A 10,926-nucleotide genomic window follows, 5' to 3' on the forward strand; every position below is an offset into this window, starting at 1 on the left:
CCTCTCCTACAGAGCAGCAGCGACCAGGTCGCCGATAGTGGACGGAACGGGATTGGTTGCGAGAACGGTGTCGACGGCCTTGCGAATGCGGGCGCCGGCGTCGACGTCGCCGAGAAACTCGAGCATCATCGCCGCCGCCTTGATCTGGGCGGTGGCGTTGACCTTGTCGGTGCCGAGGGCGTCGTGGGCCGAGCCGTGCACCGGCTCGAACATCGACGGGAACACGCGGTCGGGATTCAGGTTGCCCGTACCGGCGAGACCGACGCCGCCCACGACGGCGCCGGCGAGGTCGGTGATGATGTCGCCGAACAGGTTGTCGGTGACCACGACGTCGTACCGGCTCGGATCCTCGACGAAGTAGATGCACGACGCGTCGATGTGGTTGTACGCGGTAGCGACGTCGGGATACTCGGACTTCACTTCGTTGAACGTGCGCTGCCACAGGTCGCCGGCGAAGGTGAGCACGTTCGTCTTGTGCACCAGCGTCAGGTGCTTGCGCTCACGCGTGCGCGCCAACTCGAAGGCGTACCGCACACACCGTTCGACGCCGTGGCGCGTGTTGACCGAACCCTGCGTGGCGATCTCGTGCGGTGTGCCCTTGCGCAGGAACCCGCCCTCGCCGGCGTAGCTGCCTTCGGTGTTCTCGCGGATCACGACGAAGTCGAGTCCACGACCTTCGAACGGGCGCAGATTGATGTACTCGTCGAGGGCGAAACGCAGGCGCAGGATGATGCCGCGCTCGATGGTGCCGCCCGGGATCCTGGTGTCGCCGATGGGCGGGCCGAGCGGGCCCTTGAGGATGGCGTCGTGCGACGCGATCGCGGCGATGTCGTCGTCGTCGAGCACGTGGCCGTCGCGCAGGTAGCGATCGGCCCCGACGTCGAACACCGTCGTGTCGAGGTCGACACCGGCAGCGGCGACCACCTGCAGCGCAGCCGCGGTGATCTGTGGACCGATCCCGTCGCCTTGGATGACCGCTACCCGATGAGTCAAAACCTCTCCTTGAACGAAAAAACCGTCCGGCTCTGCGAGCGGACGGCGAAGCGCTTCTGCGGGGGTCGCAGAAGCGCTAACTGATGATGATTACGACAACCGAAACCATTGGCTGGCCATTGTAACGTGTCACCCCTTATGGCGCCTCAACAGCTGTCCCGCGACGCGTACGAACGGCTTTCCGCCGAGCTCGAAGAACTCACCACCGTCGGTCGCACCAAGATCGCCAACGACATCGAAGCGGCCCGCGCCCTCGGCGATCTGTCCGAGAACGGCGACTACCACGCCGCCAAGGACGCACAGGGCCACATGGAGGCGCGCATCCGCAAACTCGAGGCGCTGCTCGACGGCGTCGAGATCGTCGACGCCGCGGCCAGCGACACCGTCATCATCGGTTCGGTCGTCGGCGTGCGCTACGAGGGCGACGAGGACGTCGAGGAATACCTCGTCGGTTCGATCGAGGAACGCCGCGATGGCATCGAGGTGGCGTCGCCCGAATCACCGCTCGGCAGCGCGCTGCTGGGCCACAAAGTCGGCGACACCGTCGAGTACACGACACCGACGGGCGCGACCCTGCGTGTGGAGATCGCCGAGATCAACTAGCCGGCGACTGCGGCGACGTCGATGACCTCGTGCGTGTTGGTGACGGGCGCCCCGGCGGTGGCGCCGCCGATGAGGTGCAACCAGCCGTCGAGCTCGACCGCCGCCAAGCCGAAACGCGGTACGCGCATCTGCCCGATCACGCTCCAGAAGCCCGTGCCGTAACACTCGACGGTGGCGACCACGCCCGTCGAGTTCTCGCCGCCGCCGACGCAGGGCCCCGCCGCCGCCGCCGCGACCCGCTCGTTCGCCAGATGGGCCTCGGTGCGCCAGCCCGACGAGCCTGACCGCCACGACTCGACGCTGTTGACCGCCGGCGTGCCCGGGTTGCGCCCGCCGATGGCGTAGATGCGGCCGTTCATCGCCAGCGCCGACGCGTACGACCGCGGGATCGACATCGGCTGGGTGTCCTTCCAGTCGCTCCCACCCTTGGCCAGGACTTCGACCTTGTCGAGAATCGTGCCGTCGCTCGTCTCGCCGCCGAGCACCACGAGGAACGTGCCCAACGTGGCGGCGGCCGCGCCGGCGCGCGCGGTGTGCAGCGCGGGGCCGTCCTGCCAGTCCTCGCCGCCGGGATGGAAGTAGTAAGTGCTCGACTGGGCCACCGGCTGCCCGTTCTCGATGGCCAGACCGCCGACGACCCACAGGTCGTCTCCGACGACCGCCAGCGACGCGTCGCGCAGGGGCACCGGAAGGTTCGGGCCGCGGCTCCACGCACCGGTCTTGGGGTCGTAGGCGTCGACGCGCACTGAGTAGCCACCACCGCCGCCCACGCCGCCGGCAACCACGACAAGCCCCTGCCACGCCGCGCCCGCAACCCCCGTACGCGCCACGGGCAGCGGCGTCTCCGCCGGCTTGACTCGTCCGGCGACGACGGTGGTCGTCGTGGTCGCGCCCGCCGCGGTCGTGCCCGTCGTCACTTTGCGCGCCGTTGTCGTCGTCGTCGCGTGCACCACGGCACCGAACGGCGTGGTGCTCGGTGTCGTGGTCGACACCACGGCCGCCGGGAATTTGCCGTTGCGCAGCGAAGTGGGCGTACCGGAGTCGAGGTCGTGGCTGCCGCCGCACGCGCCCAGCACGCCCGCGACCAAGCCGACGAGCGCGACGATGACGACGGTCCTCGGCGCGCGCGTCACGCCGACAGTGTGGCGCGATTCGCGCCCAAACCCGTCGCGTTGACCAGTGCCCGCACCAGCGCCCACGCCGCCAGGCCCATCCACAGCGCACGCAGGCCCAGCGCCGGGTGCACCAGGACGGCGGCGGCGCCGACCAGGAACGCCACGAGGCCCAGCAGCGTCGAGCGGCGGACGGTGACGAAGTCGCCGTTGCCCATGAGCACGCCGTCAAGCAGGTAGGCGCCGGCCGCCGGGAATTGCATCAGGGCGAGGATCGGCATCACGCCGGCCGCCACACGCCGCACCGCCGCATCGTCGCTGAACAGCGCAGGGATGGCGTGGGTGCCGCCGACGAGCGCGACGGCCACGACGGCGGCACCGAACGCCGTGAGGCGCGCCGAGCGCGCCACGACGAACCGGAATCGTTCGCCGTCGGCCGCGCCCGCCGCCTCGGCCACCAGCGTCTGCGCCGCGATCGCCACCGAGTCGAGCACGAGGGCGGCGAACAGGTTGAGCTGGGCGACGACCTGATGGGCGGCGAGCGACGCCGTGTCGATGCGCGCCGCCACCGCGGAGGCCAGCGTCAACGCGGCGAACAGCGCGCCGGTGCGCACGATCAGGTTGGACGCGACGCGGCCGATCGCCCGCAGCTCGTCGCGATCCCTGCGTCCACCGGCCGCCCGACGCGCCAGCCGCAGCGCGAACACGGCGGCGCCCGCCCACTGCGCGACGACGGTGCCCCACGCCGATCCGGCGATCCCCCAGTGCAGGCCGTAGACGAACCACAGCTCGAGCAGGAGGTTGGCGACATTGGCCGCCACGACGACAAACAGTGGGCTGCGGGTGTCGCCTTCGCCGCGGGCGACCCCCATGCCCGCCCAGCTGATCAGCAGCGCGGGCATGCCCAGCACGCCGATACGCAGGTAGACGACGGCGTCGTGCAAGACCGGGCCGTGCCCCCCGAGGGCGCGCACGACCGGCGACGCGCCCACGCCGAGCACGACCACCAGCAGTGCGCCGAGCACGCACGCCAGCCACAGCACGGTGGCGGCGACGCGCTGGACGCCCGAGTCGTCCCCGGCGCCGCGCAGGAAGCCGACGCGGCTCGTCGTCCACCACGTCAGCACGTTGCACAACCCCGAGGACGTCGTCAGCACGATCGATGCGAGCCCGAGACCGCCGAGGGCGCGCGTCCCGATGTGACCGACGATGGCGGTGTCGGCGAGGACGTAGAGCGGCTCGGCGGCCAGCGTGAACAGCGACGGGATGGCCAGCGCCAGCAGGCGCCGGTCGACGGCGTTCAACGGCGCGTGAGTGCGTGTTCGATCTCGCGCGCGGCGTTCGCCACTGCGTCGCCGTGCTTGCTCCCCGGCGTGCGGCCCAGCCGGTCGACGGGACCTGAAACAGAAACCGCGGCGACGATCTCGCCGTGCTGCCACACGCCGGCGCTGACGCTGGCAACGCCGGGCTCGCGCTCTTCGACCGAGGCGAGCCATTTCGTGGCCGGCGACCGCTCGCGCAGCACCCGCCCCGCCGAACCGCGCGAGATCGGCAGTACCGAACCCACGGGGACGATCGTGCGCAGCGAATGCGGCGACTCCGCCGCCAGCACGCACACCCGCTCGTCGCCCCGGCGCACGTAGAGCTGCGCGCTCTCCCCGGTGCGATCGCGCAGCGCGGCCACCACCGGCGCGGCGGCGCTCACCAGGTCGTTGCCCACCACCCGGGGCCCGAGCACGAAGCGCCCCTCGTCGTCGCGCTCGACAAAGCCATGGGCCTCGAGCGCGACGGCCAGGCGGTAGGCCGTGGCGCGCGGCAACCCAGCCGCCGGCGCCAGGTCGGCGAGCGTGAGCGGGCCGCCGGAAAGCGCGTCGAGGACGGCGACCGACTTGTCGAGCACGCCCACCCCCGTTACAGTTCGTTCCACAAAGCGAGATCATAATCTCAGATTGTGAGACAATTCCAATGGCGCCCACCACCCTCAGCCAGAAGATCTGGGACCGTCACGTCGTTCACTCGGCCCCCGACGAGCCCGACCTGCTGTTCATCGACCTCCACCTGATTCACGAGGTCACGTCGCCCCAGGCGTTCGACGGTCTGCGTCTCAGCGGCCGCAGCGTCCGCCGCCCCGACCTCACGCTGGCGACGATGGATCACAACGTCCCCACCACGAACCTGCTCGAGCCGGTGAAGGACCCGATCAGCGCCCGCCAGATGGAAGTCCTCGCCCAGAACTGCAAAGAGTTCGGCATCACGCTGTACCCGATGGGCCATCGCGACTCGGGCATCGTCCACATCATCGGCCCCGAGCAGGGCCTCACACAGCCCGGCATGACGATCGTGTGCGGCGACAGCCACACCTCGACCCACGGCGCCTTCGGCGCCCTCGCCTTCGGCATCGGCACCAGCGAGGTCGAGCACGTTCTCGCCACCCAGACGCTGCCCCAGCGCACGCCGGGCACGATGGCGGTCGTCGTCGAAGGCGAGCTGCCGCCAGGCGTGTCGGCCAAGGACGTGACGCTCGCCATCATCGGCCGCCTCGACACCGGCGGCGGTATCGGCTCGGTCATCGAGTACCGCGGCTCGGCGATCCGCGGCCTGTCGATGGAAGGCCGCATGACGCTGTGCAACATGTCGATCGAGGCGGGCGCACGCGCCGGCCTCGTCGCCCCCGACGACACGACCTTTGCCTATCTCGAAGGTCGTCGCCACGCGCCGAAGGGCAAGGATTGGGAGGCGGCGCTCGACGACTGGCGCACGCTGCGCACCGACGACGACGCCGTGTTCGACAAGACCGTCGAACTCGACGCCACCGCCATCGAGCCGCACGTCACCTGGGGCACCAACCCCGGCCAGGTCGTGCCGCTGTCGGGTCGCGTCCCCTCCCCCGACGCGTTCGCCGACGACGTGCACCGCAACGCCGCGGCCCGCGCCCTCGAATACATGGGCCTGCGCGCCGACACGCCGATGCGCGACATCAAGGTCGACACGGTGTTCATCGGCAGCTGCACCAACGCCCGCATCGAAGACCTGCGCGCCGCCGCCGCGGTGCTCGACGGCCGGCGCGTCGCCCAGGGCATGCGCGCCCTCGTGGTGCCGGGCTCGGTGCAAGTAAAGGAGGCCGCCGAAGCCGAAGGCCTCGACAAGGTGTTCACCGCCGCCGGGTTCGAGTGGCGCGGCGCCGGCTGCTCGATGTGCCTCGCGATGAACCCCGACAAGCTCGCCCCCGGCGAGCGCGCCGCCTCCACGTCGAACCGCAACTTCGAAGGCCGACAGGGTCCCGGGGGCCGCACGCACCTCGTGTCGCCCGCCGTCGCCGCCGCCACGGCCGTCGCCGGCCACTTCGCCAACCCGAAGGACCTCGACTGACCATGGAAAAGATCACGACCATCACCGGCACGGCGGTCCCGCTCGAGCGCAGCGACGTCGACACCGACCAGATCATCCCGGCCGAGTGGCTCAAGCGCGTCGAGCGCACCGGCTTCGGCGAAGGCCTCTTCAGCGCGTGGCGCAAGGACGCCACCTTCCCGCTCAACGACAAGCGCTACGAAGACGCGGTGATCCTCATCGCCGGCCCGAACTTCGGCACCGGGTCGTCGCGTGAGCACGCGGTGTGGGCGCTCATGGACTACGGGTTCAAAGCGGTGGTGTCGCCCCGCTTCGGCGACATCTTCCGCAACAACGCCACGAAAGCCGGTCTCGTGCCCGTCCAGGTGTCCGACGCCACCGCCGCCGCCCTCATGAAGGCGGTGCAGGACGATCCGTCCGTCGAACTCATCGTCGACATCGACTCGCGCACCATCGGCTGCCTCGCCGCCGGGATCGAGGAGCAGTTCCCCCTCGACGACTTCACCCGCATGCGCTTCCTCGAGGGCCTCGACGACATCGGCCTCACGCTGCGCAACGCCGACGCCATCACCGCGTACGAGGGTGCGCGAAAGGCCTGGCTGCCGTCTTTGCCGTAAATCGGGACTACTTTCGGGGCATGCCGAGGCTCTTCCCCCGTCTGGGCGCTCGCGGGCTCGTGCTCGCGATCGCCACCCTTGCCATCACCATGTTCCTCCCGGCGCAGGTCGCGCAGGCGGCCCCGGCGACGCATCTGACGTTGGTGAACGTCGACAGCACGGCCACGGCCAACCGCACGATCGACTCCGTGTCCGTGCACGCGCAAGACGGGTCCAACGCCGACGACGCGACCTTCGCCGGCAGCGTGAGCTTCAGCGCCGCCTGTGGCAACTGCTTCGCCGTGTCGGTCAACGCCGACATGAGCAGTGCCCAGCCGGGCAACAACAACTCGTACCAGTTCAATCCGGTCTTCGGCGACTTCGGGTCGAAGACCTTTTACGTCGAGTGGAACGAGGCAGGCGTCGGCACCCAGACGCTGCACGTCGCGTCCGGCGGCATCACCGGAGCCGACGCCAACACCGCGACGGCCGTCGCCTCCAACAACCCGACGAAGCTCGTCATGACGGGCCCGCAGTCCAGCGGGCAGCAGAACGTGGCGGAAACGGTCACGGTCGCGATGCAGAACCACGCCAACCAGACGAATCCGAACCCGTACACCGGCACGGTCACCTTCAGCGCCTCGTGCAGCGACTGCTTCACCGTCTCGCCGAACGACGGCGCCGGCCACCTCGACGAATACACCTACAAGACGGCCGACAACTCGACGAAGAACTTCTCGTTGACGTGGACCACGACGGGCACCGGCCGCTCGTTCAGCGCCCAGGGCACCGACCTGGCCGACGTCGACTCCGCGACGAAGAACAACATCAGCGTCGTCGCCGGTCCCACGACCACCACGTCGTCGAGCACGACGTCGACCTCGACCACGTCCACCACCGTCGTTCCCCGCCAGAAGGCGGCCATGGTCGTCACCGGCGCCGCCCAGGGTGGTGGCCCGCACGTGATCGCACGCGACGCCAACACCGGCGCCGTCGTGTACTCCTTCATGGCCTACGACCCGAACTTCGCCGGCGGCGTGCGCGTGGCCACCGGTGACGTGAACGGCGACGGCTGGGACGACATCATCACCGGCGCCGGCCCGGGCGGTGGCCCGCACGTCCGCGTCTTCTCGGGCAAGGACCTCTCGGAACTCGCCTCGTTCCCCGCCTACGGCAACTTCCACGGCGGCGTGTTCGTCGCCGCCGGCGACGTCAACAACGACGGCAAGGCCGACATCATCACCGGCGCCGATGCCGGCGGCGGTCCCCACGTGCGCGTCTTCGACGCCACCAAGCTGCACAGCGCCAACATCGACGACGCCCAGATCCTCGCCTTCATGGCCTACGACAACTTCGCCGGTGGGGTGCGCGTGGCGTCGGCCGACTTCAACGGCGACGGCCACGACGACATCGTCACCGGCGCCGGTCCCGGCGGTGGCCCGCACGTGCGCTTCTGGTCGGGCACCAACGGCGCCGAACTCGGCGGGGCGCACGGCTTCTTCGCGTACGCGCCGAGCTTCAGCGGCGGTGTGTACGTCGCCGCCACCGACGCCCAGACGCCCGTCGTGATCACCGGTGCGGGCGCCGGCGGCGGTCGCCACGTCCGCGTGCTCGACATCCATGGCACCGAGGACCTCGGCTTCATGGCCGACCCCACCTCGACCCAGGGTGCCGTCCCCGCCATCGGTCGGGCGAACACACTGGCCAATGACGACTTCTACGTGTCGCGGGCCACGGGCAACCCAGCGGTGCAGCAGTTCGACCTGAGCGACGGCCACCAGATCACCGCCTTCCCGGCCTACCAGGCCGGCGTCGGCGTGTTCGTCGCCGTCGGCGTCTTCTAAGGGCGCATGTTCCGCCGGCTGCTGCGCTTCACCGTCCGCGTCGGCCTGCTCGCGGCGGCGGTGGCGCTGGTCGTCAAGCTCCTCGAAGACAAGCCGGCCCCCGAGGTCATCGCGGCGCCGCCGCGCCCCGAGCCGCCGCGCCCCGAGCCACCGCGCCCTGTACCGCCCCGGGTCGAGGTCTCCTGGGTCGAACCGCACGGCACCGTGTGCCCGCCGTCGCACCCGATCAAGGCGAAGCTGGGCAGCAAGGTGTTCCGCAAGCCCGAATCACCGGGCTACGACACCAGCAAGCCCGACCGGTGCTACGCCTCGGAAGCCGAGGCCGCGCGCGCCGGGTTCCACGAGGCGCGGCGCTAACCCACCCGAATCGGTACGCGGTCGCGTGGCGTCAGGCGGTAACGGCGCGGGCGTCGAGGATGCCCGGCGCGCCGCGCAAACCGGCCACGACCGCATCCGGCACCGCCGCGTCCGTCGCCAGCACCATCAGCGCGGCCGATCCGTCGGTGGACCGCCCGAGATGCATGTCCGACACGTTGATGTCGGCGTCACGCATCGCCGCGGTCACGAGCGCCAGCATGCCGACGCGGTCGTCGTTGCGCACCACGAGCAGGTGCTTGGCCGGGGGCACTTCGCAGCTGATGCCGTCGATGGCGGTGATGCGCGCTTCGCGCGTCAGGCCCGTGATCGTGCCGGCCACCGACCGGTCGCCGCAGCGCAGCGTGAGCACGCTGCGCGCTTCGGTCGTTCCGACCTTCAGTTCCTTGACGTCGAGGCCGCGCTGCTCGGCGATCGTTGGCGCGTTGACGAACGAGACGGGGTCGTCCCCCGCCGCGTCGAGCACGCCGAGCATGGCCGACAGCGTGGCGAGGCTGACGTCGTTGTCGGCGACGGGCCCGCGGTATTCGACCTCGAGCACGTTGACGCCGGTGTCGCCCACGAGGCCGGCGAGCAACCCGCCGAGGCGTTCGGCCAGCGCCACGAACGGGCGCACGGTCTCGGACGCCGCGTGGGCGTTGACGTTCATCGCGTTCGGCACGAAGTCGCCGGCGAGCGCCAGCACGACCTGCTCGGCGACCTGCACGCCCGCCTTGTCCTGCGCCTCGGCGGTGCTGGCCCCCAGATGCGGCGTCACCACGACGTTAGGCAGGCCGAACAGCGGCGACTCCTTCAGCGGCTCCTCGGCGAACACGTCGAGCGCCGCGCCCCCGACCCGTCGCTCACGCAGCGCGTCGGCGAGATCGTTCTCGTCGACGATGCCGCCGCGGGCGTCGTTGACGATGCGCACCGTCGGCTTCATCTTCGCCATCAACTCGGCGTTGACGAGCCCGACCGATTCCTTGGTCTTGAGCAGGTGGATCGAGATGAAGTCGGCGACCGCCGCCAGCTCGTCGAGCTCGAGCAACTCGACGCCCATCTGCTTGGCGCGCTCGGGCGACGTCCACGGGTCCCACGCCACGACGCGCATGCCGAAGGCGTTGGCCCGCTGCGCCACCAGCGTGCCGATGCGGCCGAGACCGAGCAGGCCGAGCACCTTGCCGTGCAGCTCGACGCCCTCCCACTTCGACTTCTCCCATCGGCCCTCGACCAGCGCGCCGTGCGCCTGCGGGACGTTGCGCGCCAGGCTCAGCAGTAGCGCCATGGCGTGCTCGGCCGTCGACACGCTGATGCTGAACGGCGCGTTGGCGACCATCACGCCCTTGGCGGTGGCCGCCGCCAGGTCGATGTTGTCGATGCCGACGCCGGCGCGGCCGACCACCACGAGCGAGTCGGCGGCGTTGATGACGTCGACCGTGACCTTGGTGGCCGAGCGCACGATCATCGCCTCGACGCCCTTGACGGCGTCGAGCAGCTCCTCGGGCGACAGCCCGATCTTCTCGACGACGTCGTGGCCCGCCGCAGTAAGCGCGGCGGTGGCCGACGGGGCGAGCGGTTCAGTGATGAGGACGGTCGCCATTACGCGAACAGCTTCTGCAGGCGCGTGATGCCCTCGACGATGGCGTCGTCGCTGAGCGCGTACGAGAAGCGGGCGTAGCCGGGCGTCCCAAAGGCCTCACCGGGCACGAAGGCGACCTTGGCTTCCTCGAGCACGTAGGACGCCAGCTCCAGCGTCGTCGGCATCTTGTCGGTGAGCAGGCCCTTGAGCGACGGGTAGGCGTAGAACGCGCCGTCGGGCATCGGGCACACGACACCGGGGATGTCGTTGAGCATCGACACGATCGTCTGGCGGCGCCGGTCGAACGCCTCGCGCATCATCGCTACCGCCGACAGGTCGCCCGACACCGCGGCGAGCGCGGCGCGCTGGGCGACGTTGGACACGTTGGAGGTCGAATGGCTCTGGAGGTTCGTGGCGGCGTCGATGGCGTCCTGCGGGCCGATCATCCACCCGACACGCCACCCGGTCATGGCGTAGGTCTTGGCCACGCCGTTGAG

The 10,926-nt window shown here is 70.3% G+C and carries 11 protein-coding genes; 5 read left to right on the forward strand and 6 right to left on the reverse strand.

The features are described 5' to 3' along the window. Positions 1-6: 6 nt before the first annotated feature. Positions 7-993 carry a 3-isopropylmalate dehydrogenase gene (locus VHC63_07920; protein HVV36517.1) on the reverse strand — a complete coding sequence of 329 codons (987 nt, stop codon included), beginning with the start codon at positions 991-993 and terminating at the stop codon, positions 7-9. A gap of 138 nt (positions 994-1,131) precedes the next feature. On the opposite strand from VHC63_07920, the gene greA reads away from it, so the two are divergent. Continuing rightward, positions 1,132-1,596 (forward strand): transcription elongation factor GreA, encoded by a 465-nt coding sequence (gene greA, locus VHC63_07925; protein ID HVV36518.1) that lies wholly within the window; start codon positions 1,132-1,134, stop codon positions 1,594-1,596. Here greA and VHC63_07930 read toward each other — a convergent pair. The 3 genes from VHC63_07930 to VHC63_07940 are packed head-to-tail and all read right to left on the reverse strand — an operon-like array spanning position 1,593 to position 4,635. Next, complete coding sequence (locus VHC63_07930; GenBank protein HVV36519.1) at positions 1,593-2,729, reverse strand: hypothetical protein; 1,137 nt, start codon at positions 2,727-2,729, stop codon at positions 1,593-1,595. The two genes, greA and VHC63_07930, sit on opposite strands and share 4 nt — an antisense overlap. After that, a complete protein-coding gene (locus VHC63_07935) occupies positions 2,726-4,012 on the reverse strand; it encodes an MATE family efflux transporter (GenBank protein ID HVV36520.1) in 1,287 nt (428 codons plus the stop codon). Before VHC63_07935 ends, VHC63_07930 begins: the two co-directional genes overlap by 4 nt. Then, a complete protein-coding gene (locus tag VHC63_07940) occupies positions 4,009-4,635 on the reverse strand; it encodes a helix-turn-helix domain-containing protein (GenBank protein HVV36521.1) in 627 nt (208 codons plus the stop codon). The genes VHC63_07935 and VHC63_07940 overlap by 4 nt, the downstream gene beginning before the upstream one ends. Positions 4,636-4,673: 38 nt before the next feature. Here VHC63_07940 and leuC point away from each other — a divergent pair, with 38 nt between their 5' ends. From leuC to VHC63_07960, 4 genes are read left to right on the forward strand one after another with little or no spacing between them, the layout of a single operon-like run. Continuing rightward, positions 4,674-6,077, forward strand: coding sequence for a 3-isopropylmalate dehydratase large subunit (leuC, locus tag VHC63_07945; GenBank protein HVV36522.1), 1,404 nt, complete (start codon positions 4,674-4,676; stop codon positions 6,075-6,077). 2 nt (positions 6,078-6,079) lie between these two features. Continuing rightward, positions 6,080-6,673 (forward strand): 3-isopropylmalate dehydratase small subunit, encoded by a 594-nt coding sequence (leuD, locus tag VHC63_07950; protein HVV36523.1) that lies wholly within the window; start codon positions 6,080-6,082, stop codon positions 6,671-6,673. 20 nt (positions 6,674-6,693) lie between these two features. Continuing rightward, the gene (locus VHC63_07955) at positions 6,694-8,496 is read left to right on the forward strand and encodes a VCBS repeat-containing protein (GenBank protein ID HVV36524.1); all 1,803 of its coding nucleotides are present in this window, start codon (positions 6,694-6,696) and stop codon (positions 8,494-8,496) included. 6 nt (positions 8,497-8,502) lie between these two features. Beyond that, positions 8,503-8,853, forward strand: coding sequence for a hypothetical protein (locus VHC63_07960; GenBank protein HVV36525.1), 351 nt, complete (start codon positions 8,503-8,505; stop codon positions 8,851-8,853). Between the two features lie 31 nt (positions 8,854-8,884). Here the strand turns inward: VHC63_07960 and serA are convergent, their stop codons facing one another. Next, the gene (gene serA, locus VHC63_07965) at positions 8,885-10,450 is read right to left on the reverse strand and encodes a phosphoglycerate dehydrogenase (protein ID HVV36526.1); all 1,566 of its coding nucleotides are present in this window, start codon (positions 10,448-10,450) and stop codon (positions 8,885-8,887) included. Next, positions 10,450-10,926: aminotransferase class I/II-fold pyridoxal phosphate-dependent enzyme (locus tag VHC63_07970; GenBank protein ID HVV36527.1), on the reverse strand; the 477-nt coding region annotated here is incomplete at its 5' end. The genes serA and VHC63_07970, both read right to left, overlap by 1 nt.

This window comes from Acidimicrobiales bacterium, assembly GCA_035546775.1.
Classification (GTDB): domain Bacteria; phylum Actinomycetota; class Acidimicrobiia; order Acidimicrobiales; family JACCXE01; genus JACCXE01.

Bases quoted from the DNA above. Each gene is read 5' to 3' on its own strand.
- serA (HVV36526.1), bottom strand. From the start codon at position 10,450: ATGGCGACCGTCCTCATCACTGAACCGCTCGCCCCGTCGGCCACCGCC.
- VHC63_07960 (HVV36525.1), top strand. From the start codon at position 8,503: ATGTTCCGCCGGCTGCTGCGCTTCACCGTCCGCGTCGGCCTGCTCGCG.
- leuD (HVV36523.1), top strand. From the start codon at position 6,080: ATGGAAAAGATCACGACCATCACCGGCACGGCGGTCCCGCTCGAGCGC.
- VHC63_07955 (HVV36524.1), top strand. From the start codon at position 6,694: ATGCCGAGGCTCTTCCCCCGTCTGGGCGCTCGCGGGCTCGTGCTCGCG.
- leuC (HVV36522.1), top strand. From the start codon at position 4,674: ATGGCGCCCACCACCCTCAGCCAGAAGATCTGGGACCGTCACGTCGTT.
- greA (HVV36518.1), top strand. From the start codon at position 1,132: ATGGCGCCTCAACAGCTGTCCCGCGACGCGTACGAACGGCTTTCCGCC.